19 protein-coding genes are annotated in these 24,870 nt (G+C 72.4%); 8 read left to right on the top strand and 11 right to left on the bottom strand.

Annotation, left to right across the window (positions count from 1 at the left end; genetic code table 11):
* Nucleotides 1-12: 12 nt before the first annotated feature.
* Complete coding sequence (locus ACWD6P_RS12525) at nucleotides 13-441, bottom strand: hypothetical protein (protein WP_451444028.1); 429 nt, start codon at nucleotides 439-441, stop codon at nucleotides 13-15.
* A 247-nt stretch (nucleotides 442-688) separates the two neighbouring features.
* Here ACWD6P_RS12525 and ACWD6P_RS12530 point away from each other — a divergent pair, with 247 nt between their 5' ends.
* The 3 genes from ACWD6P_RS12530 (at nucleotide 689) to ACWD6P_RS12540 (ending at nucleotide 6,700) form a co-directional block, all read left to right on the top strand.
* Nucleotides 689-2,089 (top strand): VMAP-C domain-containing protein, encoded by a 1,401-nt coding sequence (locus ACWD6P_RS12530; protein ID WP_451444029.1) that lies wholly within the window; start codon nucleotides 689-691, stop codon nucleotides 2,087-2,089.
* Nucleotides 2,086-3,579 (top strand): SAV_2336 N-terminal domain-related protein, encoded by a 1,494-nt coding sequence (locus ACWD6P_RS12535; protein ID WP_451444030.1) that lies wholly within the window; start codon nucleotides 2,086-2,088, stop codon nucleotides 3,577-3,579. The genes ACWD6P_RS12530 and ACWD6P_RS12535 overlap by 4 nt, the downstream gene beginning before the upstream one ends.
* Before the next feature lie 316 nt (nucleotides 3,580-3,895).
* Nucleotides 3,896-6,700, top strand: coding sequence for an ATP-binding protein (locus tag ACWD6P_RS12540; RefSeq protein WP_451444031.1), 2,805 nt, complete (start codon nucleotides 3,896-3,898; stop codon nucleotides 6,698-6,700).
* Nucleotides 6,701-6,779: 79 nt separating this feature from the next.
* Here ACWD6P_RS12540 and ACWD6P_RS12545 read toward each other — a convergent pair whose 3' ends face one another.
* The 10 genes from ACWD6P_RS12545 to ACWD6P_RS12590 are packed head-to-tail and all read right to left on the bottom strand — an operon-like array spanning nucleotide 6,780 to nucleotide 18,651.
* Complete coding sequence (locus ACWD6P_RS12545) at nucleotides 6,780-8,921, bottom strand: condensation domain-containing protein (RefSeq protein ID WP_451444032.1); 2,142 nt, start codon at nucleotides 8,919-8,921, stop codon at nucleotides 6,780-6,782.
* A gap of 52 nt (nucleotides 8,922-8,973) precedes the next feature.
* The gene (locus ACWD6P_RS12550) at nucleotides 8,974-9,816 is read right to left on the bottom strand and encodes a hypothetical protein (protein WP_451444033.1); all 843 of its coding nucleotides are present in this window, start codon (nucleotides 9,814-9,816) and stop codon (nucleotides 8,974-8,976) included.
* A 54-nt stretch (nucleotides 9,817-9,870) separates the two neighbouring features.
* On the bottom strand, nucleotides 9,871-11,166 hold the full coding sequence (locus ACWD6P_RS12555; protein ID WP_451444034.1) for a class I SAM-dependent methyltransferase: 1,296 nt from the start codon (nucleotides 11,164-11,166) through the stop codon (nucleotides 9,871-9,873).
* A gap of 37 nt (nucleotides 11,167-11,203) precedes the next feature.
* The gene (locus tag ACWD6P_RS12560) at nucleotides 11,204-11,920 is read right to left on the bottom strand and encodes a dTDP-4-dehydrorhamnose 3,5-epimerase family protein (protein WP_451444035.1); all 717 of its coding nucleotides are present in this window, start codon (nucleotides 11,918-11,920) and stop codon (nucleotides 11,204-11,206) included.
* Entirely contained in the window at nucleotides 11,902-13,206 is a 1,305-nt protein-coding gene (gene rfbH / locus ACWD6P_RS12565) for a lipopolysaccharide biosynthesis protein RfbH (protein ID WP_451444036.1), read from the bottom strand. Before rfbH ends, ACWD6P_RS12560 begins: the two co-directional genes overlap by 19 nt.
* Nucleotides 13,207-13,216: 10 nt before the next feature.
* Nucleotides 13,217-14,260: an NAD-dependent epimerase/dehydratase family protein gene (locus ACWD6P_RS12570; RefSeq protein ID WP_451444037.1), complete on the bottom strand. Its 1,044-nt coding sequence runs from the start codon at nucleotides 14,258-14,260 to the stop codon at nucleotides 13,217-13,219.
* The gene (locus ACWD6P_RS12575; RefSeq protein ID WP_451444038.1) at nucleotides 14,257-15,291 is read right to left on the bottom strand and encodes a Gfo/Idh/MocA family protein; all 1,035 of its coding nucleotides are present in this window, start codon (nucleotides 15,289-15,291) and stop codon (nucleotides 14,257-14,259) included. The genes ACWD6P_RS12570 and ACWD6P_RS12575 overlap by 4 nt, the downstream gene beginning before the upstream one ends.
* Entirely contained in the window at nucleotides 15,270-16,622 is a 1,353-nt protein-coding gene (locus ACWD6P_RS12580; RefSeq protein ID WP_451444039.1) for an NDP-hexose 2,3-dehydratase family protein, read from the bottom strand. The genes ACWD6P_RS12575 and ACWD6P_RS12580 overlap by 22 nt, the downstream gene beginning before the upstream one ends.
* Nucleotides 16,619-17,860: a cytochrome P450 family protein gene (locus tag ACWD6P_RS12585; RefSeq protein WP_451444040.1), complete on the bottom strand. Its 1,242-nt coding sequence runs from the start codon at nucleotides 17,858-17,860 to the stop codon at nucleotides 16,619-16,621. The genes ACWD6P_RS12580 and ACWD6P_RS12585 overlap by 4 nt, the downstream gene beginning before the upstream one ends.
* Nucleotides 17,857-18,651, bottom strand: a complete 795-nt coding sequence (locus ACWD6P_RS12590; protein ID WP_451444041.1) for a family 16 glycosylhydrolase — start codon at nucleotides 18,649-18,651, stop codon at nucleotides 17,857-17,859. Before ACWD6P_RS12590 ends, ACWD6P_RS12585 begins: the two co-directional genes overlap by 4 nt.
* 280 nt (nucleotides 18,652-18,931) lie before the next feature.
* Between ACWD6P_RS12590 and ACWD6P_RS12595 the strand changes: the two genes are divergently transcribed.
* The 5 genes from ACWD6P_RS12595 (at nucleotide 18,932) to ACWD6P_RS12615 (ending at nucleotide 24,799) form a co-directional block, all read left to right on the top strand.
* Nucleotides 18,932-20,104 carry a nucleotide disphospho-sugar-binding domain-containing protein gene (locus ACWD6P_RS12595; protein WP_451444052.1) on the top strand — a complete coding sequence of 391 codons (1,173 nt, stop codon included), beginning with the start codon at nucleotides 18,932-18,934 and terminating at the stop codon, nucleotides 20,102-20,104.
* Nucleotides 20,105-20,214: 110 nt separating this feature from the next.
* On the top strand, nucleotides 20,215-20,739 hold the full coding sequence (locus tag ACWD6P_RS12600; RefSeq protein ID WP_451444042.1) for an allene oxide cyclase barrel-like domain-containing protein: 525 nt from the start codon (nucleotides 20,215-20,217) through the stop codon (nucleotides 20,737-20,739).
* Between the two features lie 87 nt (nucleotides 20,740-20,826).
* Nucleotides 20,827-21,807, top strand: a complete 981-nt coding sequence (locus tag ACWD6P_RS12605; RefSeq protein ID WP_451444043.1) for an asparagine synthetase A — start codon at nucleotides 20,827-20,829, stop codon at nucleotides 21,805-21,807.
* A complete protein-coding gene (locus ACWD6P_RS12610; protein WP_451444044.1) occupies nucleotides 21,804-23,096 on the top strand; it encodes a glutamate synthase-related protein in 1,293 nt (430 codons plus the stop codon). The genes ACWD6P_RS12605 and ACWD6P_RS12610 overlap by 4 nt, the downstream gene beginning before the upstream one ends.
* On the top strand, nucleotides 23,093-24,799 hold the full coding sequence (locus tag ACWD6P_RS12615) for an amino acid adenylation domain-containing protein (RefSeq protein WP_451444045.1): 1,707 nt from the start codon (nucleotides 23,093-23,095) through the stop codon (nucleotides 24,797-24,799). The genes ACWD6P_RS12610 and ACWD6P_RS12615 overlap by 4 nt, the downstream gene beginning before the upstream one ends.
* The last annotated feature ends 71 nt before the right edge of the window (nucleotides 24,800-24,870 follow it).

Consider the following 24,870-nt stretch of genomic DNA (forward strand, 5'->3'; position numbering starts at 1 on the left):
CCAGGGCGCGCCCTAGGGCAGCCCCATCTCGCGTTTGGCCGCGGCCACGACCACCCGCCGGCTGCGGGCCGCGGCGGCCAGGGCCTCCTGGCGGGCGGCGCCGGGCCGCGCCTCCTGGGCCGCCCGCTGGCACCGCAGGAGGTCCTCCCCGGCCCGCAGCACGTCCGTGGAGGCGAGCAGCCGCAGCCGGGTCAGCTGGCGGCGCATCTCGGCGTAGCAGGCCTGGGCGCTCTCGATGTCGAGGGGCCGCCCGTCGGGGGCGTACCGGACGACGTCGGAGTGCGCCCAGCTCGCCTCGAGGAACGCCACGAAGGCGTCGGTCAGCGAATCGCGCGCCCATCTGCGGTGCTCGCGGCGGCCGCCGATGACCGTCGTCACGACCAGGGTGGCCAGGCTCGTCGCCGCCGCCACCCATGCTGCCCATGCGCTCGGATCCCCCATCGCCCCATTGTCTCCGTACGGGAGGGGTGCCGGGGGCGCAATCAGCGAGGTGCGACGGGCGTCAAGCTCGCAAACTCATCTCATTTTCTCCTTGGCCTAGTGGTGTCCGCTGGAGGACAGTCATGGCAGGAGAGTCAGGCAGCCGGCAACCAAGTCGGCTTGTTCGACCGTTCCTTGGGGGGATATGGCTATGGCGGCAGCTGAACCAGACCGGACGGACGTAAGAGGATGCGGGGGCACCACTCCGGTGTCGCTGCAGCAGGCGATGGTGGACGTCCTGGCCGGTTCACCGCGTCTCGCCTCGTATTCGGGGCGGCGCGCTCTGGTCCGGATGCTCGCCCAGTCCCTGGACGATCCGCTCAGCGAGCCCGATGCACAGGCCCGTTCGCTGGACCAGTTCTCGCAGCTGGTGGCGGAGTGCACGGCCCTCGCCGAGGGCGCCGATGCGCTGGCGGACGCCGTCGGGACGCTGACCGGCGATCTGCGGACGACCGGTCAGCTGCGGCTGCTGTGCGACCGGCTGTCGGCCCGGTCCTGGCTCTCGGAGCCGGAGCTGCTGGATCTGGAAGGCTTGTTGAACCAGGCTTCGCCCGACGACGTGCAGGTCGTCGCGCAGGCCGCCCTGCAGCCGCTGGCCACGCCGCTGCCGCTGCACTGCACCCATGCGTGGAGCATTCTGCTGCATCTGCTGCGGCGCAACGCCATGCCCAATGGGCTGCCCCCGTTCATGGCGTTCCTGGAGTATCTGGCGGCCACGGTCGACGACCACATCGGCGAGGAGATCCGCAACTGGACGCAGCGGCACGCACAGGCGTCCGGGCTGGTGCCGTCGCTGCACGAGTGCCGGACGCGGGCGATGTCGGTGCAGTTACCCGATGCCGCCGACCGCCGGGTGATGTTCGTACTGCTGCCGGACGGCCTGGAGAACGACTACTACGTCATGCGGGTGTGGCACGACGAAGGAGGTGTCTACGACGGTTCGCCGCTGCGCGACGACGACACCCGGGTACGTGAGACGGAGATCGCCCGCGCCGTCACGACCCGGCTGCGGGACGCGCTGCTCGCCGGCCAACGCGCGCATCTGACGGTCGAGTTCTGGCTGCCGTTGGCGCTGGTCAACGAGCCGGTGTGGGAGTGGTGCCGGCGGGCGGGCGAACGCCAGGCCGAGCCGGACTGCCGGGTGCTGGTGCGCAGCCTCGACCGGCTGCAGTCGCCGGCCTCCCATTCGTCCTGGCGTGAACGCTGGATGCAGTTGATGCGGGAGGACGTGCCGGCGCCGCCGTGCGACGGCCGCCGCGACGCGGCGGAGGAGGAACGGCGGTCCAGCGAACCCCTCGTCCTCACGTCGCCGCCCGATATGGAGGACGGCGCCAGGGAGCTGATGGACGCCATCCACTCCGGTGTGCCGGCGATTCTGTGGCACCGTCAGAACTGCTCGAAGTCGTTCCGGGAATCCGTCCAGAACCTCATCCGCCAGGGTCCGCTGAAGGACCTTCCCAGCCGGATCGACGAGATCCATCTGTCGTCGGGTCCCCTGGGTGACGAGGCGGAGCCGTTGCGCGAGGTGACACTGCTGTGGGATGACCCGAACCGTCCGCTGCCCGTCCTCAAGCCGCTCGTCGCCCCGGATGAGGTCACCGCGTCGTGAACACCCTTGAGACGCCCACCTGGCTGATCACCGCCGCCCCGGCCGCACCCGCCCAGCTGCGCGGCCCGGGACATCTCGCCACCTGCCGGACGGTCTTCGCGTCGGCGCCGGACAGGTGGCCGTCCTCCTTGCCGCTGCCCGCCGCCGAGGCCTCGGTCAGCGCGCTGCAGGCACTGGGCCAGCTGCGGCCTGCGGTGACGGACGTCCGTCAGCCGGCGGCGGACGCCTACGCCATACCCTCGGCACCGGGGCCGGTCGCCCCGCCGGCCTCGGACCCCCAGGTGCGCGAGCTGATCCTGGTGGCCGACACCGGCCTGTCGATGTCCGCCTGGTATCCGACGGTCAACGCGTTCGCCTCGTCGGCCTGTGACCTGCCGCTGTTTGACGACGTCCACATCATCAAGCTGCGCAGCCAGTCGTCGACCACCCGCTCGGACCTCTTCGACCGCTCGGCCGTGGACGAGCTCGGGCTCTGCCGGCCCGCGCCGCCGCACCACCAGAAGGTCGTCTTCGTGATCACCGATGCCGTCGGGGCGGCGTGGAAGCGCGGGCTGATCTGGCGCGATCTGCGTGTGTGGGGGCAGCACCACACGGTGGCGATCCTCCATGTGCTCCCCCACCACGACTGGAATCTGTCCGGCATCCACGCCCGGCCGCACCGGCTGCGGGCCGAGGTGCCGGGGTGCCCCAACAGCGAGCTGGAGGTCGCGCCGCCGGGGGCGACCTCCGCGGCCACACCGGCCGGCACCCCGGAGCAGTACGGACAAGGGCTGCCGATCCCGGTGCTGGAGATACGCAAACGGTGGCTGGACAGGTGGGTGCGGCTGATGACGTCCAGGCTGTCGGTGCCCCAGCAGGCGCTGCTGGTACCGCCGGACTCGGCGGCGACGGGCCTGGTGCCCTCCCCCAGCCCCGCGCCGGACGCGGACCTCACTCCCGAGCAGCGCATCGCCGAGTTCCGCACCGCGGCGTCCGACAACGCCTTCACCCTCGCGGTGCTGCTGGCCGCGGCGCCGCTGAACCGCCACATCATGCAGCTGATCGCGGCCGAGCTCCTGCCCGCCGCCGGACCGCGCGATCTGGCGGCAGTGCTGACCAGCGGGCTGCTGATCTCCGTCGAGAACGCGGCCGAGCACAGCGATCCGCACGATCAGGTGGTCTTCGACTTCACGCCCGGTGTGCGGCAGAAGCTCCTGTCGCTGGGGGAATCCGCGAAGACCCGGCGCGTGGTCGCGCTCCTCGACCAGTACCTGGGACCTCTGGTGCCGCCCGTCCGGGGCATCAGCCATCGGGTCAAGAACCCGGCCACCGCGCCGCTGCCCGAGATCACACCGGAGGCGCCTCCGTATCTGCGCGTCGAGTGCGCCGTGCTCACGGCCCTGTCCGGAGGCTCCACACCGCACCGCCGGGCGGCCGAACAACTGAGGACGCGGATCGACGAGTTCGAGCTCACCTCCCCGGCCGCGACGGCCCGCCGCGACACCGTCTGAGGGCGGGCAGGGCGGCGTCGGTCCGGCGTCCGGTGCACGTACGGGTTCCCGGCGATCCGCCGTCCCTGGGACTACCGGCGGTGACGCCCCATATCAAATGCGCCATGTGAATGGGAGAAGCGGCGCGCGGCGACGTACGCATTGCCCCTATACGCCCTGTGTTATCTACGTCACATGCAGCCCGCCCGCCGACATGCGCTCGATATCGTCTGATCATTCCGAGCCGTTCGGGGGAATGCTCGTCGACCAGGTGCGTGCGGCATCTCGCGCACCCCGGGGTTCTCCTGGACACAAGCACTATGTCGGGGGAAGCACGATGGCGTTAGTGGGTCGAAGCGAGGAAATGGCCGTTCTGCGGCGGATGTTCTCGGACGTCCGACGCGGCAGAGGCGGCGTCGTCATCATCACCGGATCCGCCGCCCTGGGAAAGACCGGGATGTTGCACGCGGCGGCCGAACACGCCCTGGAGTCCGGCGCCCGATGGCTCAGCGCCACGGCCTGCGCCTCGGAGCAGCTGCTGCCGCTCGGGGTCATGAGCCAGCTGCTGCGGAGCGCGCCGCTGGACGAGGCGGCGGGCAAACGGGCCGAGCAGTTCCTGTCGGAGGGCGCGGCGCCGTCCACGGTGGACGGCACGCTCGCCACCGAAGGCAAGTCCGCACACATCGACCAGGGGCTGTGCGAGGTGCTGTTGGGGCTCGCGGCGGACACACCGCTGGTGATCACGGTTGACGATGTGCACCAGTCGGACGTGGCGTCCATGCGCTGTCTGTCCCACCTCACCCGGCGGCTCCGCTCGGCCCGCATCATGGTCGTGCTGAGCAAGCAACTGGAGGCCGAGCCGGACCTCACGCCCTACACCGAGATGTCCCGCCAGCCACACGTCGGGCATCTGCCGCTGCGGCCGCTGGGCGAGGCCGAGGTCGGCGAACTGCTCGGCCGTCAGATGGACGAGAGCGCCGCCCGGCGGCTGACTCCGGGAGTGCTCTCGGCCTCCGGCGGCAATCCGCTGCTGGCGAGCGTGCTGGCCGATGCCACCGTGTTCGCCATGGCGGGCCGTACGGGCCGGACGTCGGCGCCCGCCGAACCGGTCGTCGACGAGACGTTCCGTCAGGCGGTGCTGACCTGCCTGCGGCGCGGCGACGGCAAGACCGGCCGGGTCGCCAGGGCCCTGGCCGTACTGGACGACGACTGGTCCTTCGATGTGCTGTGCCGGGCCCTGGACGTCGAACTGCTGTGCGCTGAGCGCGCGGTGCGCATCCTCGAAGCGGCGGGGCTGCTGGTCTCCCGGCGCTTCCGCCACCCGGCGATGCGGTCCGCGATCCTCGACGGCATGCCGACCGAGGAACGGATCCGGCTGCACCGGCGGTGCGCGCGGCTGCTGCACGACATCGGCAGCCCGGCACCGGCCATCGCCCGGCAGCTGATCGGCGCCGGCGGCGAAGCCGATCCGGCCGCGGTCCCGGTGCTGCGCGAGGCGGCCGAGCACGCGCTGTCCGGCGACGACGCGGCAACGGCCATCCGCTGCCTTGAGCTCGCGCACCGTGCCGCGGTGGACAGCCGGCAGCGCGACGCCGTCATCGCGGACCTGGTGCGCGCCGAGCTGCGGGTGAACCTGCCCGCCTCCACCCGCCATCTGCGGTCCCTGCTGGCGCCGGTGCGGGACGGCAGCCTGCGCGACGCCGGCGTGATCGCGGTGGTCCGGCGCCATCTGCTGTGGTCGGTGGAGGAGCAGGAAGCCGTGGCGGCGCTGCGGGCCCTGGGCCCGTCCGGGGCCGGGGAGGACCCCCGGCTCGCGGCCGAGCTGCATATCTCCAGGGTCTGGCTGGGCTGCACCTTCCCGCCCCTGCTGAAGAACTTCCCGGAGCGCCCGGTGGGGCCCGACGGCAGTACACCGGCCACGATCGCCCTCAACCCGGAGCTCCTGGCGGCGACGGTGCTCTCCACCGCCCTGAGGGACGAGCACGGCAAGGACGTGGTGGCGGACGCCGAGCACATCCTGCAGAACTCGACACTGAGCGACAGCACCGTCGAGATGCTGGCCTTCGCGGTCCTGGCGCTCTTCCACTCCGATCAGCAGGACAAGGCGGCGGCCTGGTGCCAGGCCCTCCAGGAACGGGCGGTGGCACGCCGGGCCCCGACCTGGCAGGCGGTATTCGCCGCGCTGCAGGCCCAGATCGCGCTGAGCCTGGGCGAGCTGCCGGCGGCCGAGGAGCATGCCCGCACCGCTCTTCATCTGATCCCGCGGCGGACCTGGGGCCCGTTCGGCTTCCTGGCGTCCAGTGCCGTGGCGCTCGCCTGCACCGCGATGGGCAAGGACGCGGAGGCGGCGGAGCAGCTGACCGGGCCGCTGCCGGAGACGGCCTTGCGCTCCATGTACGGCCTGTATCACCTCCACGCCCGTGGCCGGCACCACTTCGCCAACAACCGCCTGCAGGCGGCCCTCGGCGACTTCCTGGCCTGCGGTGAGCTGATGACCGCATGGGGAGTGGACGTACCCACGCTCGTGCCGTGGCGCTCGGGGGCGGCGGAGGTGCTGATCCAGCTCGGTGACCGGGCGAAGGCCCGCGAGCATCTCGAAGCGCAGCTGGCCCGCCCCCGCGCGAACGGCCCGCGCATCCGGGGCATCACGCTGCGCCTGCTCGCCGCGACCGTCGAACTCCAGCGGCGTCCGGCGCTGCTGACCGAGGCGGTGGAGGAACTCCAGGCCGCGAACAACCCCTATGAGCTGGCCCGGGCGCTGGCCGATCTCGGTGATGCGCACCGTGCGCTCGGGGCGGCCGGACGGGCCCGGATGGTCTCCCGGCAGGCATGGAACGCCGCTCGGCACTGCCAGGCCGAGCCGCTGCTGCGCAGACTCAAACCGAGCGGCGGTGCGGAGAGTCTGGGCCAGCCGCTGCACGTCCAGGCGGGCCCGGCCGATATCGCCTCGCTGAGCAGCGCCGAGCGGCGGGTGGCAACCCTCGCCACCCTCGGCTACACCAACCGCGAGATCAGCCGGAAGCTGCACATCACGGTCAGTACGGTGGAGCAGCATCTGACGCGGGTGTACCGCAAGCTCAATGTGCGGCACCGTACGGAGATCCCGTCGGATCTGGATCTGGTGGTGGACAGCCGGCGGTAGGCGCCGAAGGGCCCGTGCGGTAAGGGCACCGCGCTGAACGGGGCGGCGTACCACGCCGGGTACGCCGCCCCGTTGGCGTTCACGACCGGGCCGCGCGCAGGTGCTCGGCCAGCGTGAGCGGGGTCGGGTTGGCGAAGACATCGGCGAGCCGGACCCGGACGCCGGCCAGCTTGCCGCTGCGCTGGGCCACCTTCGCGGCGAGCAGGGAGTGGCCGCCGAGCTCGAAGAAGTTGGCCCGCGGGCCCACGTCGTCCCGCTCCAGGACGTCCTTCCACAGCTCCACCAGGTCGGCCAGCAGCTGCGCGTCGGCGTCGGGCGCGGCGGCGGGGCCGGTGCCGTCTCCGGCGGCGGCCCTGCGCTCCAGTTCCGCGAGGTCGGGCCGCCCGTCCGCCGTCGAGGGCAGCGTGTCCAGGGCCACGAAGGATCCCGGTTCGGCCGCGGCCGGCAGTTCGGCGCCGATGCGCTTGCGCAGCCGGTCCACGAGCTGCGGGTCGTCCGGGGCCGCCAGGAAGGCGACCAGTCCGCCCGCCTCCGTGTCATCGCCCTGCCGCAGCACCACGGCCGCGGCACGCACACCGTCCTCGGCGGCCAACAGGGCTTCCAGCCGGTCGAGTTGGACCGGTGTGCCCTGAACGGTGACCCGGCGGTCGGCCCGGCCGATGATCTCCAGCGTGCCGTCGTAGGCCCGACGGGCCAGTTCACCGGTGCGGCGGTAGCGGCCGTGCACCGGGTGCTCGCCGCTCGCCCCGTCGTCGCCGTCCGCCGCCCCCGCGGGGGAGCTGCCTACGAGGCACAGCTCGCCGCGTACTCCGGGCAGGAGTTCCCGGCCGTCCGGGGAGGCCACGAACCCGGCCGCTCCCCCGCCCCGGACCGTCTCTTCGAACCCGGTCCGCAGCGCGGCGCGGTCCGCGTCGGTGCCCACTTCGAGGTCCCCGACGGGCCGGTCGGCCGCCTCGCCGAGGCCGGACAGCAGGGCGTCATAGCGCTGGACCAGCGCCCGGGCGTCCGCCGCGCCGAGTGCCTCGGTGCCGTGGACCGCCCTGATGGCGAGGGTGTCCGCCGCCGCGAGGACGTTCAGCTCCAGGTCGAACTTGCTGTAGCCGGTCTCGGCGGGGACCCCGCGGGCCGGGGCGTCGCCGAAGGCAAGGCCCAGGTCGCCGGGGGCGGGGACGTAGTTGAAGACATGGCGGAAGAGCGAGCCGCGCCAGGACGCACCGGGGCGGGGGACCTCCGCGAGCAGTCCGTCCACGGGGGCGTCCGCATGGGCCAGGGCGCCGAAGAAGACGCCGCGGGTGCGGGCGACCAGCGCGCGGAACGACTCGCCGGGGTCCACCGCCGTGCGCAGCGGCAGGGTGTTGACGTGGTAGCCGATGGCGTCCGCCGCGCTCTCGCCGCGGACGTTGACGGGTGAGCCCACGACGAGGTCCGGGCCGGCGCCGTGGGCCGCGAGCAGGACGTAGTAGGCGGCGAGCAGCACCACGGCCTCGGGGGCGCGCAGTTCCTTGGCCAGTGTGCGGACCACCGCGGTCGCCCCGGGCGAGAGGGTGTGGTCCACCCGGCCGCCGGCCAGCGTGGGGTGGGCGGGGTTGTGGCCGGTGCCGCAGTCCGTCTCCAGCGCTTGCGGGTCGAAGCCGCTCAGGTGGTCGCGCCAGAAGTCGGTGCTCTGCGGCCGGGGGGTGTTCTCGTCCAGCACGGGTACCGGCGCGGCGCCCTCATCGGCCGGGCAGGGGTCCTCGCCGCGCAGCGCCCGCGCGTACGCCGCGACGAGGGAGCGGGTGAAGACGCCTGCGGAGACGGTGTCGAAGACCAGGTGGTGCACGACGAAGCAGAGCACGTCGTCGTCGCCGTCCGGGACGATGCCCGCCCTGATCATCGGGCGGCCGTCGAGGGCGAAGGGCGCGGCGGCGAAGGCCGTCAGGGCGGCCTGCAGCCCGTCCGCCGAGGGCGCGATGTCCTGGACGTCCAGCTCCGCTTCGCCGGGTGCGAGCACCGACTTGGTGAGGGTTTCGTCGTCCGCGTGGAAGACGGTGCGCAGGGCGTCGTAGCGGCGTACCACCGCGGTCAGGGACGTCCGCAGGGCCCGGCGGTCCAGCCGTCCGCCGATCCGCAGGGCCGCCGGGACGTTGTTGACGCCCGCGCCGGGCGCGAGCCGGTCGAGCATCCACAGCGACCGTTCCTTGGGGGAGGCGGTGCGCGCTGTGGCCCCCGTCGAGAGTGACATCGCGGTTGGTCCCTTCCTTGCTGCGTTGCGTGGGGTTGAGGTGTGGGTGGGGTCAGTTCCGGGCGGCCAGCAGCTCGGTCACCGCGCGGCCGACGCCGGTGTCGCGGAGGATGTCGAGGTGGTCGATGTCGAACTGCAGCTCGTGGCCGGCGAGGTCGGCGGCCGGTGTGGAGTCCCGGGAGCTGACGGCGGTGCCTTGGGACCAGACGCGGCTGGGGTCCACCTGCCGCGCGGCGACCAGGTACCGGACGAAGGACACAAAGGTGTCGGACAGCTCGCGGCCCAGTTCGACGTCCAGCTCACTGCGGACGAAGGCGGTCTCCACCACCTCTTCGAACATCCGGGAGTAGCGCTTGCCCAGCCGGTCGAAGTCGTCGTCCTCGTCGAAGAGCCGGTGTGCCTCGGCCTTGCAGTGGCGCACCTCGTCCTCGGTGAGGATCGCCGCGTAGTGGTCGATGACGTTGCAGAAGTCGTGCCGGAGGTTGACCGAGACCGGTACGGAAGGGTCGAACATCAGGACGGCGGGCGGCTCGGACTGGATCCGGCCGATCTCCTCGGCCAGCGCCGCCGCGAACACGCTGCCCACGCAGTAGCCCATGACCGCCCTGACCCGCCGCCCGGACTCCTTGACCGGGCGCAGCCAGCGGGCCACGTACTCCGGCCCGCCCATCTCGGTCTCCCGCCCGAGCTCGGGCTGGGTGGTCTCCCAGACGGTCTGGTCCGCGGGCAGGTGGGGGACGATGTCGAAGAAGCTGGACTCGCGCCGGCCCGTGGAGGCGTAGTCGACGGCCAGCACCAGATCGCCGGGGCCGCCGTCGTTGAGCACCTTCCAGGCGTCCGGGGCGGGAGAAGCCGGCGCGCCGGGTGCGTCCGACGTGTTCGACGGTGTATTCACGAGGGCCTCATCTGTGGGAGTGCTTGGGGATGTCCGTGGAAGTCTTCGCGGGCGTCACCGGACGGGTGCCCGGTCGGCGACCAGGAAGGGGTACTGGCTGGTCGTCAGCTGGAGCCGGGCCTGGCGGACTTCCGCCGCCGTCGGCTCGCCGCCCAGGTCCGCCAGGATCTGCCGGATCGTCCGCTCGCCGTCGACCGCCTCGTACAGCGGGCGGACGGCGGTGGGCGGCTTGGCCGCCGGGAACGCCGTGGTGGACTCGGCCTCCTGATAGCCGCCGTCCGGCTGCCGGGTCCAGCGGCGCTGGCGGGCGGCGCTGTGGCGGTGGACGGTGTCCAGGAACGCTCGGTCGCGCTCGGCCTCGGTACGGCGCGGCCGGCCGGCCCGGCCGAGGTAGAACCACAGCATCGGCGAGCGGTCCATCAGCAGCAGATTGACCAGTTGCCAGCGCGTCCGGTCCGGCAGCGCGTCGTAGCGGGTGCGCAGCTCACCGTCCGGCACCGGGACGTCCCACCGGTTGGAGTCGCTGACCTGGTCGAAGGCGTTGACGGTGGGGGTCTCCAGGGCGAGGCCGCAGCCGTCGGCCATCGCGGCCAGCTCTTCGACGGTGTAGCTGTGTTCGAGGGGGCTCATCCAGCTGTCGGCCCAGGCCGCCTCGTCGGTGTACTCGAACATCTCCATCTTGCGGCCGAGCCATCCGTCGGCCGGTACGGACTCCCCCAGTCCGCGGGCGAGTTCGAGCCGCTCGGACAGGTCTTTGACCCGGTCGATGCCCATCAGGGTGAGCGCCTCCTGGAAGGCGATCATCTCCTGGCGGTGGTAGGTGTTGTAGACCATGAGCTCCAGTACGGCGTCCGGGCGCAGGGCCGCGGACAGCGACCGCAGGCAGACCGACGGGTCCGGGTTGTGGTGGATGACGCCGGTGCACAGGACGTAGTCGAACCGTTCGCGGTACGAGGCCCGGGTCAGCCCTTCATGACGCAGCGTCAGATTGGTGACGCCGAGGCTGCGGGCGTTGGCCTCGCACAGGGCGAGGGAGTTCTCGGAGGCGTCGGTGCCCAGGACGCGGGCGCCCGGGAACCGCAGGGCGGTGATCAGCGCCTGGTTCGTGCCGCATCCGGCGACCCAGATGTCGGCGTCGACGGGGACCCGGCCCGCGGTGTCGTCACCCACGTCCTGGCACAGGAAGCGGGTGTAGAAGGCCGGGTCGTCCAGCGCGGTCAGCTGGTGCGGCGACCAGGGGTAGGGGAAGGCGCGGTAGAAGGAGTTGAGGGTGTGGTCCTCGTGGTCCTTGCGCGCCGGCGGTTCGGGGGCACTCGGGGGCTGGTGCGTCGGTACGTGCTGCTGGGACACGGCTGTTACGACCCTCCGGATCGGTGATGCCGCGCACCTACGCGAGACGGGCGCGTGGGTGGCGGGAGTGTGCTGGCTGGGACGGGCTGTGCGGCAGGAGCGGGTCACCGTCGTCCGAGGGCCCCGGGGCATCTGCCGGGACCTTTGCACGGGCGGCCGCGCGGAGCCGCTCGTAGAGCGCCAGGCAGTCGTCGTACCCGGGCAGCAGACCGGACCGCGCCGCCTCGGCGAGCCCCGGCGCCTGCCGGTCCTTCTCCGAGACGCACAGGTCCCCGGCCGGCCCCCAGTCGATGGCGAGGTCCGCGTCGAAGGGGTCGAGGTCGATCTGGGTGCCCGGTACGAACGGGGTGGAGCACAGGTAGCCCACACAGGTGTCGTCGGTGAGGGCGAGGAACGCGTGCCCCAGGCCCTCCGCGAGGTACACGGCCGCTCCGGACTCGGCCCGCAGCACATGGGTGTGATGGCGGCCGAAGGTGGGCGAGCCGTGCCGGATGTCGACGATCACGTCCAGGACGGCGCCCCGGTGACAGGTGACGATCTTGGCCTGGCCGGGCGGGGTGACCGTGCCGTGGATGCCGCGCAGCACACCGCGCGCCGAGACGGAGAAGTTCGTCTGGGCGACGGTGAAGGGGTGCCCGGCGTGTGCGGCGAGTTCCTCGGGCCGGTACGCCTCGTAGAAGCAGCCGCGGGAGTCGGTGATCTTGTCCGGGGACAGCAGCAGGCTGCCCTCGACGCTCAGCTCGCGGTACCGCATACGAACTCCCGGATCGAGGCGGCGACATAGTCCGTCATCTCCTCGGTCAGACCCGGGAAGACGCCGATCCAGAAGGTGCTCTCGGTCACCGTGTCGGAGTTGGCCAGGTCCCCGACCACGCGGTGCGGCCGGTCGATGTAGGCGGGGTGGCGGGTGAGGTTTCCGCTGAAGAAGCGGCGGGTGCCGATCTTGCGGTACTCCAGGAAGTCGGTCAGCTCCTTGACCTTGAAGGAGGCGCTGGGCAGCACGGTGAGGGCGAAGCCGAACCAGCTGGGGTCGCTGCCCTCGGTGGCCTGCGGCAGCAGCAGCCCGGGGACGCCCTCCAGCCCGTCCCGCAGGCGCTGCCAGTTGCGGCGGCGGGCCTCGCCGAACGAGGGGAGCTTGGCGAGCTGGCTCAGCCCCAGGGCGGCCTGGAGGTCGGTGGACTTCAGGTTGTAACCGACGTGGGAGAAGATGTACTTGTGGTCGTAGCCGTGCGGCAGCGTCCCCATCTGGTAGTCGAACCGCTTGAAGCAGGTGTTGTCCTCGCCCGGTTCGCACCAGCAGTCCCGGCCCCAGTCCCGCAGCTGCTCGACGATCCGGGCGAGCACGAGGTTGGCGGTCAGCACGCTGCCGCCCTCGCCGGTGGTGATGTGGTGCGCCGGATAGAAGCTCACGGTGGCCAGGTCGCCGAAGGTCCCGGTGAGCCGGCCGCGGTAGGTGGACCCCAGGGCATCGCAGTTGTCCTCGATGAGGAACAGCTCGTGCTCCTCGGCCAGTTGGGCCACCTCGGCCACCGCGAAGGGGTTTCCCAGCGCATGCGCGACCATGATCGCGCGGGTGCGGGGCCCGATCGCCTCGGCGATCCGCTGCGGGGTGGTGTTGTACGTCCCCAGCTCGACGTCGACGAAGACCGGGACCATGCCGTTCTGCAGGATGGGGTTGACGGTGGTCGGGAAGCCGGCCGCCACGGTGATCACCTCGTCGCCGGGCCGCAGCCGGCGGTCCTCCAGCTGCGGTGAGGTCAGCGCGGACAGTGCCAGGAGGTTCGCCGAGGACCCCGAATTGGTCAGATGCGCCTTGCGCAGACCGAGGACCTTGGCCAGCTCCCGCTCGAATCTGCGGGTGCTGACCCCGGCCGCGATCCGCATGTCCAGCGCCGCCTCGACCAGCGCGACCCGGTCGTCCTCGTCGAGTACGGCGCCCGACGGCCAGATGGGGGTGACACCCGGTGTGAATCCCCGGCGTTCGTTCTCCCGGTGGTAGCCGCGCACCTGCTCCAGGATCCGCGCCTTGCTGTCGGTCATGACCTCTTCCTCATTTCCTCGGGCCCCGGCCGGACGCGCACGGCGGCTCGCCGACCGCTCGCCACAGGCACCGCAGGGAGTCGTCCAGTTCTCTGCTCGGTCGCCACCCCAGCGCCCGGCCGGCGAGGGCGATGTCGATCCGCTGCGGGTAGGCGCCGCCGCCCGGTGCCGCCGGGGTGGGCGCCGGGTCCTGCCGCTCGGCGATCTCGGCGCGCCGTCCGCTGACCACCAGCAGCCGCCGTACGAGGTCTCCGGCGGCGACCGAGGTGCCCCGCCCGATGTTGACGACCGGTTCGGCGACGGGCGCGGCCGCCGCCGCGACCACGGCCTCGGCCACGTCCGTGGCATCGACGAAGTCGCGTCGGGCGGTCAGCGGCCCGAGGCTGAGGACGGCCGGGGCCCCGCTGGAGGGCGCCTCGGCCAGTGCGGCGGCGACCCCGCCCAGCAGGCTGGGCCGCGGCAGCCCGGCGCCCACCGCGTTGGAGACGCGGAGCACCGTCGCATCGACCGCGCCGTCCCGCGCCGCGGCGAGCACGGCCTCGCTCGCCCGCGCCTTGGTCCGTCCGTAGCCGGAGACCGGGCGCAGGGCGGCCGCCTCGGTCACCGGCCGGTCGTCCAGGGGCGGCCCGTACTCGTGGACGGTGCCGAGCTGGAGCAGCCGCGGGGGCCGGGGCAGTCGCGGCAGGACGGTCAGCAGACGGTCGACGAGGTGGACGTTGCCGCGGGTCATCTCCTCCTCGGACACCGCCCACAAGGAACCTGCCGCGTTGACCAGCACCTGCGGGCCGGCGTGGGAGAGGACCTCGGTCAGCGCTCCGGGGTCGGTGGCGGGCACGTCCAGCGCCAGCCATCGCACCGCCTCCGGCGCCGGAACGTCGGCCGGCTGCCGGGCGTTCGCCGAGCGGGAGACGGCGGTCACCTGCCAGCCGGCGCGGCGGAAGGCGGCGCTGATGTGCCGGCCGAGGAAGCCGCCGGCTCCCAGGACCAGGGCATGTCCGGGCGGGCGGACGGCCGGGGGCGTGCCGGGTCCGCCCCGGTCCGTGCGGCGCGTCATCGCTTGGGCCCTTCGCCCGTCGCTCCGGCGCTGCGGCGGATCTCCTCGATCAGCTCCGCCTGGCGCAGCATCGCGTCATGGCCGGTGGCCACCTCGCCGGTGCGCACGGCGCGGACGAAGGCCGCGAGGGTGTTGACACACTGGTCGGCGGCGGGTGTGCGGAGGCGTTCGGTGCCGTCGGCGCGGTCCAGCCGGATCTCGCCCGCGTGGTCGGCGGGCGGGGTGAAGGCGCGGTCGACGGTGATCCGGCCGCTGCTGCCGAGGATCTCGTACCGGCACACATAGGCGTGGTCGATGCCGAAGGTGAGCTGGGCCGTCGCCCCGTCGTCATCGACCAGCAACGCGCTGCCCCCGCAGTCCACTTCCGCCCCCCGGGCGGTGCGCAGTGCCGCGCCGGCGACCCGCAGACCGGGGCCGAGGAACAGCTGGGCGGCGCGCAGCGGGTAGCCGCCGATGTCCAGCAGCGCTCCGCCGCCCAGCGCCGCGGAGAGCCGGATGTCGCCCGGTGGGCGTCGGGGGACGGTGAAGGCCGCGGAGAACGCCCGCGGCACGCCGATGGCGCCGTCGGCGAGGAGCTTGCGCACCTGCTCGTGCCGCGGGTGGTGCACAAACATCACGTTCTCCGCCAGGACCAGCCCCGACGAGCGTGCGAGCGCGGTCAGTTCGGCGGTCTCGGCGCTGCTCGTGGTCAGCGGCTTCTCGGCGAGGACGTGTTTGCCCGCCATCAGGGCGCGCCGGATCCACTGCGGGTGCAGGGACGGCGGCAGCGGCAGATACACGGCGTCGAGGTCGTCGCGCTCCAGCAGCTCCTGGTATCCCGGCGCCGGGGAGCAGCCGAACTCGTCGGCGAATCGCCCAGCCCGCCGGGGGTCGCGGCTCGCGACGGCGGCCAGCCGGGCGCCCGGTGTGGCCAGCAGGGCCGGGACGACCCGGCGCCGGGCGATGTCGGCGCAGCCGAGGACGCCGAAGCGAAGCGGTGGTTCACGGTGCAGCGGTTCGGCCACGGCGCTCATCCCAGGGTGTGCAGACACGTCAGCAGGCTGCGGGCTTCGACGTTGACATGGCCGCCGCAGCGGACGAATTCGCCGAGCTGGTCCGGCGTCATCCACACATAGGAGTCCGGGACGTCGAGCTCCTCGTCGGGGGCGGCCTCGACGATCAGATAGCGGGTCTCGGCGTGGTGGAAGCGCCCGCCTTCCTCGGAGTGGACGGCGTCGAAGCGCACGGCGGAGCGCGGCGCGGTGCGGATCCGGTCCAGGAACACGGGCCGCTCCGACCTGCCGTCCCGGTCGTCCCGGTCGGGGAAGCAGTGCACGGTCGGGCCCATCTCCACCGCGTCGAAGGTGCCGGGCTCGGTGTGGGCCTTGACCAGGAGGTGCGGTACGTCCTCGATCCGCCGGACGAGGAAGGCGGCCAGTCCGCGGCCGGTCGGGGCCACCATGGGCTGGGTCCAGTGCGGCACCTCACGGCCGCCGGCCTCGACATCGACACCGATGACGGTGAAGGGTCCGCCCGCCCGGTGCGCGATGCGCCCGTCGCGGCACTCCCAGTCGGCCAGGTCGGTGAGCGCAACCCTGCGCTGTACCAGCGGTGTTCGGGTCTTGACCTCGGTGAACCAGCTGCGCAGGTACGCGGTGTCGTGCAGTGCGCGGCCGCCCGGCGCGGGCCGGAGGGAGCCGTCGGAACCTGCGGGTGGCGCCGCCGGTGTCGTCAGGGGCATACCGGACAGGACGGTGCGCGAGTCCATGTTGACGAGGTTGTCGAGGTGCAGCAGGGCCCGCAGTTCGGCCAGTTCGATCCACCGGAAGTCGTCCAGGACGGGGATGTCCGCTGCCGGGTCCACCTCGACGATCATGTTGCGGTTGCGCTTGCCGAGGAACCACGCGCCCTGCTCGGACTGGAGCACGTCCAGCAGGACCCGGCCGCGCCGGGGCGCGGTGAAGTGCTCCAGGTAGGGGACGTGGTTGCCCTGGTGGACCCGGGTGTAGTTGCTGCGGGTGGCCTGGACGGTCGGGGAGAGCTGCAGGGTGTTGATGTTGCCCGGCTCCATCTTCGCCTGCATCAGGCAGTACGGCACCGAGTCGAACCGCTTGACGAGGATGCCGAGGATGCCGGTCTCCGGCTGCACGATGACGGGCTGGCTCCAGCGGGCCCCGCCCTCCTCGCCGACGTGGGCCTCCAGCCCCTCCACCGAGAAGAACCGGCCACTGCGGTGGACGAGGTTGCCGGTGTCCTCGTGGAAGCGCCATCCGTCGAGCCGGTCCAGTGCGAGGGGGCGGACCCGGTGCGCGTGCGCGGTCTTGCGGGCTGTGAACCACTCCTGGAAGGCGGGCGCCCGGCGCGGTGCGGCGGTGGTCGTCATCCGCCGCCCCCGAGGCGTACGGGCAGCGAGTTGAGGCCCCTCATCAGGGTGCTGGCCCGCCAGTACAGCTCGGACGGCTCGGCCGCCAGGGCCATGTCCGGGTAGCGCTCCAGCAGCTGGCGGAAGGCGATCTGCGCCTCCATCCGGGCCAGGGGGGCGCCCACGCAGTAGTGGATGCCGTGGCCGAAGGCCAGGTGGCCGCCGGGCGGGCGGGTGAGGTCGAGCCGGTCGGGGTCGGTGAAGCGCTCGCCGTCGCGGTTGGCCGACACCAGCGAGACCAGGACCAGCTCCCCGGCGGGGATGCGTACGCCCGCCAGCTCGACCTCGTCGGTGGTGTACCGGAAGGTGGCGTGCTTGATGGGCCCTTCGAACCGCAGGAACTCCTCGACCGCACCCGGCAGCAGGGCCGGATCGTCGAGCAGGGCACGCAGCTTGCCGCGGTCGCGCAGCAGGTGGAGGGTGCCGTTGCCGATGAGGTTGGTCGTCGTCTCGTGTCCGCCGACCAGCAGCAGGAACGCCATGGGGACCAGTTCGCTGTCGGCGAGGCGGTCGCCGGCGTCGCGGGCCTGTACCAGGGCGCTGAGGATGTCGTCCTGGGGGTCGGCGCGCTTGGCGGCGGTCAGTTCGGTCAGATAGCCGACCATCGACGCCTGCGCCGCGCCGACCGCCTCCGCCGTGGGGCCGGAGACCAGGTGCTGGGACCAGCGGGTGAAGTCGGCGCGGTCCGCTTCGGGGACGCCGAGCAGTTCGCAGATGACGGTGACCGGCAGCGGGAAGGCGAACTCCGCCAGCAGATCGACCTCTTCCCGTCCCTTCATGGCGTCCAGCAGGCCGCTGGTGATGGCCTCGATCCGGGGCCGCAGCCGGTCCACGGCGCCCGGGGTGAACGCCTTGTTGACCAGTTTGCGCAGACGGGTGTGGTCCGGCTGGTCGGAGTGGAGCATGTGCCGGGCGAGGGCGGCGCCGAACGCCCCGCCGGCGGTGTCGGTGCCATGGCGGGCGAAGAGCGCGCTGGTGTGCTTGAGGTCGGTGCTCAGCCGGGCGTCGGTCAGGGCGGCGCGGACCGCGGAGTATGTGCTGACCACCCACACCGGCAGACCGCCGAAGAGCGGTACGGCCTTGGGGAGCGTGGTGCGGTGCACCGGGCCCTGCTCGCGCAGGCGCCGGTAGACCGCGTGCGGGTCCTGCATGAAGTCGGCGTCGCCGAAGGCGTCCGCGACCGGTGCCGTCTCGGTCATCGGCCGGCTCCCTCGGCCTCGTGGACGACCTTGGGGCCGCGCTCGGCGACGGTGATCTCGTCGATGAGCATCTCGGCGGGGAAGGCGGACGGATCGGGGGTGCCCGGTGGCACCGGGCCGCCGGGGCTGCCGATGATGATCGCCAGGCACAGATGCGCCGGCTGGTTGAAGAGCCAGCCCTCCGGGGTGGTGTCCTGCGGCGTCAGCTTGAGGTACGGGCGGGCATCGAGGTGCCAGGTGACGGTGTCCGGGTCGCGGGTCCACACCATGGAGTAGGTGTGGAAGCCGTCGCTGAGCGCTGTGCCGTCCACGGACGCGCCGTGGCCGCCGATGCCGCAGGAGGGCAGCTGGTCGCAGGCCGGTGAGTGCAACGAGCCGTGGACCCGGTCGGGTTGGGAGCCGAGTACCTCGAACACGTCCATCTCGCCCGCCCGGAACCAGCGGTCCAGTTCCGCCTCTCCGGGCTCGGGGTACCGCATCGCGTTGCCCCAGGCCCACAGGGCGCAGTCCAGACCGGGGCCGGGGGCGGTCCGTACCCGCGCCTGGATGCGCAGGGCCCCGCCGCTGGGCGGCAGCAGGTCCTCGCGGCGGCTTTCGAGCCAGGCGGCCGTGAAGCCGCCTTCGGCGTCGCGGGTGGCGGTCATCTTTAGCCGTCCCGCGCCGTCGAGCGCCATATGCCCGCTGTCGTCGGCGTGCGTCTCGACTCCGGCGCCGAAGGGCCGGCCGGTGCGTACCAGCCAGCGTCCGGTGTCCGGCGCGGAGCCGGCCGGGCCCGTGAAGTCGTCGTGCAACAGGACGCGCCACTGCGTCGAGGAAAGCGTGCGAGCTTTTGGATCAGCTGTCGTCATCGGCCTCTCGCAGCGATAGCGTACCTACGTGCATTCACCGGACTCACGGTATGCGGGGTGCGCAATGGACGTAACCCCTAGCCCCTGTTGGTAACCCCTAGATTCCGGGTATTGACATCGCTGCTAGTGTCGGCGACACATCGGGGCAGCATTGTGCGCGGCAGCTTTTCGGCACCGCCATGAGAGACAACCTTTATTCGGGGGCGTAATGCGGGCGCTGTTCATGTTCCTGTCCGGCTTCAGCCATATCTCTCCGTCCATTCCGTTGGCCTGGGCATTACGGTCGGCGGGGCACGAGACCCTTTACACCGGAGCCGGTCAACGGACGCGAGTCGTGGCCGAATCGGGACTCTCGATGGCCGATACCGCACCCGATTCGGACGTGGAATCGGTCCTCGTGACCCGTCCCGGAACTCACGCACCGCCGCCCGGAGAAAACAAAGAGGAAATCGGCCGGGAACGCCGGAGCATCGCCCACCTCTCGGGGATGTTCGACCCCGCGAAGATTATCGACGCGCGGGACGCGGCCCGGATCGCCGAGACGTTCGCGGGTTTCGCCGCGTTGACCCTGGACGGCGATCTGGAAATCGCGCGGCGCTGGCGTCCGGACCTCATCATCCATGAGCCGTCCCACATCGGCGCACCCCTGGTCGCAAGCCGGCTCGGAATTCCCCGGGTGCAGCTGGAGATTCATCTGCAGGGCGTGGACCGCTTCTTCCACCCGCGGTTCACCCACTGGCTGGCCGAGCACCACGGCGTACCCGCCATCGAACCGCCCGCCGTCTCCCTGAGCATGGCACCGCCCAGCGTCGTCGCACCGCAGCCGACGGCCCGGCCCATGCGCTATCTGCCGCACAACGGCGGCGGTGTGCTCCCGGACTGGGTGACCCGGCAGGCCGAGCGCCCCCGGGTGTGTCTCACGCTGGGCACGGTGCTGCCCGGCGTCGAGGGCGTGGGCCACCTCAAGCAGGTGGTGCACGAGGCGGCGCGTACCGGCGCGGAGATCGTGCTGGCCGTGGGCGACAGCGATCTGACGGCGCTGGGCGATCTCCCGGACAATGTCCGCCCGACCGGCTGGATCCCGCTGCACGAACTCCTGCCGAGCTGTTCGGCGGTGGTGCACCACGGCGGGGACGGGACGACGTTCACGGCCCTGGCCAGGGCCGTACCGCAGCTCATCGTGCCGCACGGCAACGAACAGCTGCTCAACACGAAGGCGGTCGCCGACCGCGGAGTCGGCGTGGGCATCGAGCTGGACGCCTTCACCACCGCTCACCTCTCGGCGCTGCTGGAGGACGCGGCGTACCGCGCGGCCGCCGAGGAGGTACGGGCCGAGATCGAGGCGATGCCCGCACCGGCCGAGACCGTGCCCGTGCTGCTGGACCTGCTGTCCTGACCGTCCGGCTGCCCTGCCCGCTCGGACCGCCCCGCCGCGCCGACCGCCGTGTCTGCCCCGACTTCTGTGGGCGTGCCCTCGTGCGCCCCGTACGACGTTCCGGAGGAATCATGAAAAGAGTCGTCCTCGGCCTCGGTGCCGCTGCCCTGGCCCTCGCCGCGACCGTCGGTGTGGCGGTGGCCGACACCAGTGGAGCCGACACGCCGGCGTCGCGTCTGGTGGTGGAGGAGCAGATCACCGACATCTCCATACCGGCGGACGCGAAGGTGGGGACCTCCTTCACCAGTTACGCCGACATCACCGACACCGCCAAGAAGAAGATCGGTGAGACCGGCGGCCAGTGCGCCGTCGTCAAGGCCGCGTTCCAGGGCCACATGTGGGCGGCCCAGTGCACCAGCATGTGGCAACTGCCCGGCGGGCAGCTCAGCGTGAGCCAGCTGCTGCCCTTCGACACCGTCACCGGCACCGCCAAGAAGTCCGCTGGCGCCCGGTCCGCCGACTACGCCTTCGACGGTGTGGTCACCGGCGGCTCCGGCAAGTACCGCGGCGCCCGCGGCGAGGTCCACTTCAGCCAGGTCCAGGACGCGCCCAGCGGATTCTTCGGATTCCGGGCGGAGTTCACCCTCAGCCGCTGAGCGCCCCCGTACGCACCCGTCCCGACCACCACCGGCCGCACCACGCGCGGGCCTCGGCCCCGTCAGCACCCCTCGGAGTAAAGGCACATGAGCCAGCTGCCGCCGTCACCCCGGAAGCACCTCGACAGCCCCCGCACCCGCGCCGTTCTGCGCATCCAGCAGCAGATCGTCTCCGCGGCCCGCGACCATCTGCGCGACCTCGGCTTCGTCGAGCTGCTGCCGCCCGTCATAGGCCCGGCCACCGACCCGGGCGGACGCGGCGCCAAGCAGGTCGACGTCGACTACTACGGGCACCGCTACAAGCTGATGACCAGCGCCATCATGTACAAGCAGGCGGCGCTGCTGTCGTTCGACAAGATCTTCTGTGTGGCGCCCAACGTCCGTCTGGAGCCACCGGAGACCTGCTCGACCCAGCGGCATCTGGCGGAGTTCCACCAGTTCGACGTGGAGATCGCGGGCGCCGGCGCACAGCAGGCGATGGGCGTCGCCGAGGACATCGTGCGGACGGCGGTGCGCTCGGTCACCGAGCGGCTGCCCGGGGACCTCGACCTCCTCGGCCGGGACCCCGGCGTCTTCGCCGATCTGCTCGCCCGGCCCTTCGACCGCATCACCCACGCCACGGCGGTCGCCGATCTGGGCGCGCTGGGACACGAGCAGAACCCGGACGCGGAGATCGACTGGGAGGGTGAGGCGCTGCTGTCCCGCAAGGCCACCCGCCCGTTCTTCGTCACCAGCTACCCGAAGGGCTCGCGCGGCTTCTACGACCGCGAGGACCCCGACGTACCCGGCACGCTGCGCAACTTCGACCTGCTGGCGGCCGAGGGGTTCGGCGAGCTGATCAGCGGCGCCGAGCGGGAGTTCGACCACGCGCGGATCGTGACACGGATGCGGGAGACCGGGGAGAACCCGGGGAAGTACGAGCACTTCCTGGAGGTGGCCCGCGAGGGCATCCCGGCCAGCGCCGGGTTCGGCATCGGCATCGAGCGCCTGACCCGCTATGTCTGCGGCCTGGACGCGGTCTGGGAGGCCACCGCCTTCCCCAAGATCCCCGGTGTGGTGTCGTTGTGACGGACGCACAGGGCCTGACGGCGCCCGGGTTCCCCGAGGCGGCGGTGCGCGAGCGGGCGCGCTCGGGCACCGCCGCGGCCTTCCCGCCTCTCGCCGGCTACGGGCAGACGCTGTTCGGCGCGGCCCCCGTACCGCAGGGCATGCCGGAGGACGCACTGGAGACCGGGCGCCTGGTACCGCCGGTGTTCATGCCGCGGCGCCTGGAGAAGCTCATCGAACTGGGCCGCGAGCCCCAGCACTCCGATGTGGAACTGACCACCGACATCGGGGGCTTCCGCGCGCCGCTGCCGCTGTACGTCTCGGCGTTCGGCTCGACCCGCGCCGCCGGCGACGGCCTCGGAGTAGCGGTCGGCCGGCAGGCGGGGCGGCTCGGCCTGCCCATGGTCATCGGCGAGAACGTGGTGCCCGTCAGCGGCTACGGGCGGCCGGGCGACGCCGCCGGGGCCGCCTCCGGCCTGCTGCGCCGCATCCGCGCCTACACCGACGAACTGCCCGAGGGCACCGGCGGCGTCGCCGTGCAGCAGAGCACCGAGGACGCCGACGCCGAGGTGTGGAACCTGGTCCACAGCGACCCGCACACCCGGCCGCTGCTGGACTCCGGGCGGCTGGCCTTCGAGCTGAAGGTAGGCCAGGGCGCGAAACCGGGCCTGGGCGGGATGACGGTCGTGGACGCGGCGGACGCGGACCGGCTGGCCGACCGCTACCGGGTCCAGGACGCCCTCGGCGACGACGGCCACGTACTGCGCTGCAGTGCGCCGGGGACGGTCACCGAGGAGATCCTGCGCCAGCAGATCCGCTTCATGCGCAGCAACTATCCGCGGGTGCGGGTGTGGGTGAAGCTGTTCCCGGGCCGGGACGTGGACCGGGCGGCGGCGGTGGCGTGGCAGGCCGGCGCAGACGCGGTGACCGTCGACGGCGCCGAGGGCGGCTCCGGCTGGGCGCCCCACGCCTTCCTCGACGGGGTCGGTCTGCCACTGGGCGAGTGCCTGCGCCGGATCGGTCCGGGGGCGCACCCGCTGCTGGTCAGCGGACGCATGTGGGAGGGCGGCCGGGTGGCCAGGAGCCTGGCCCTGGGCGCCCGCGCGGCCGGTCTGGGCCGCGCCGCGCTGCTGGCGGCGGACGAGGACCCGGACCACGGGCTGATCCGTCTGGTCGCCTGTCTGGAGATCGAACTGCGGCTCCTGGTGAGCGCGTTGGGCAAGTACACGGCGGCCGATCTGGCGCCGGAGGACATCTGGCCGCAGCCGTCCGCCGAGCGGCGACCGCAGCCGACGAAGGAGCCCTCATGAGCAACCCGTTCGAGACGTACGACGGCGGCCATATGGTCCTCGCGGACGCCCTGGGCCATCAGAGCCTGTGGCCGGCCGGCATCGCCGTCCCCGAAGGCTGGTCGGTGACCCATGGCGCCGACAGCCGGGAGGGCTGCCTGGCCCACATCGAGCGCCACCCGACCGATCTGCGGACCGTCGGGTTCCGCGCGGCACCCGCACCCGCCGGAGCCTGTGTGCACGAGCTGTTCGAGGCGCAGGCCGAGCGGGCGCCCGCGGCCGTCGCCCTCGTCCACGAAGCGGACGAGATGACGTACGGCGCCCTCAACGAGCGGGCCAACCGGCTGGCGCACCGGCTGGCCGGTCTCGGCGTCGGACCGGGCACGCTGGTCGGTGTGCATCTGGAGCGCGGCTTCGACATGGTGGTGGCGCTGCTGGCGGTGCTCAAGGCGGGCGGCGGCTACACCATGCTGGACCCGCAGTTCCCCGCGGAGCGGCTGGCTCTCTCCCTGCGGGAGACCGGCGCGCCCCTGCTCCTCACCTCGCGCTCCCTCAGCGGCCGCCTCACGGGCGTGACCACGCTGTACGCCGAGGACGAGGAGGCGTACGACGCCCGCACCGGCAACCTGGGCACCCGGGTCGGCCCGGAGGACGTCGCCTGCGTGATGTTCACCTCCGGCTCGACCGGCCGGCCCAAGGGCGTGATCTCCCCGCACCGTGCCCTGACCGGCACCTATCTCGGGCAGGACTACTCGGGGTTCGGGCCGGACGAGGTGTTCTTGCAGTGCTCCCCGGTGTCCTGGGACGCCTTCGGGCTGGAGCTGTTCGGCGCCCTGCTGTTCGGCGCGCGCTGTGTGCTCCAGAGCGGCCAGAACCCGGACCCGCTGGAGATCGGCGATCTGGTGGCGCGGCACGGCGTCACCATGCTCCAGCTCTCGGCGAGTCTGTTCAACTTCCTGGTGGACGAGGTGCCGGAGGCGTTCGAGGGGGTGCGCCATGCGATCACCGGCGGCGAGCCCGCCTCGGTCCCGCATGTCGCCAAGGCCCTCCGGGACCATCCGCGGCTGCGCGTCGGCAACGGGTACGGCCCCGCGGAGAGCATGGGTTTCACCACTCATCACGCGGTCGTCCCCGAGGATCTGACGGGTAGCGCCCTGCCGATCGGCCGGCCCGTCGCGGGCAAGCGGTCCTACGTCCTGGACGACGAGCTCAAGCCCGTGGCGAGCGGGGCGCTGGGCGAGCTGTATGTGGCCGGTGTCGGGCTGGCCCACGGCTATGTGAACCGGCCGGCGCTGACCGCCGAGCGGTTCGTCGCCGACCCCTTCGCGGGGCCGGGCGGCGCGCGCATGTACCGCACCGGCGATCTGGCCCGGTGCCGGGAGGACGGGGTGCTGGAGTTCGTGGGGCGCGCCGACGACCAGGTCAAGATCCGTGGGTTCCGGGTCGAGCCGGGCGAGGTGGAGGCGCGGCTGGTGGGCCACCCGTCGGTCAGTCAGGCGGCGGTGCTGGCACAGGAGTTCCGGCTGGGCGACAAGCAGCTGGTCGCGTATGTCGTGGCCGAGCGGACGGCGGCCGGTACCGCGCCGGACGCCTCCGAGCTGCGCCGGCATCTGGCGAGCGCGTTGCCCGCCTACATGGTGCCGGTGGAGTTCGTGCCGGTGGACGCGCTGCCGCGGACCCCGAACGGGAAGCTGGACCGTCGGGCGCTGACCGGTGGGAGCTGAGCGGCACCAGGTCCGCGGGACCCGAAGGAGCCGGTCCGCTTCGTGCGGGCCGGCTCCTGCTGTGTGCGGTT

The sequence above is a fragment of the Streptomyces sp. NPDC002446 genome (assembly GCF_053595675.1).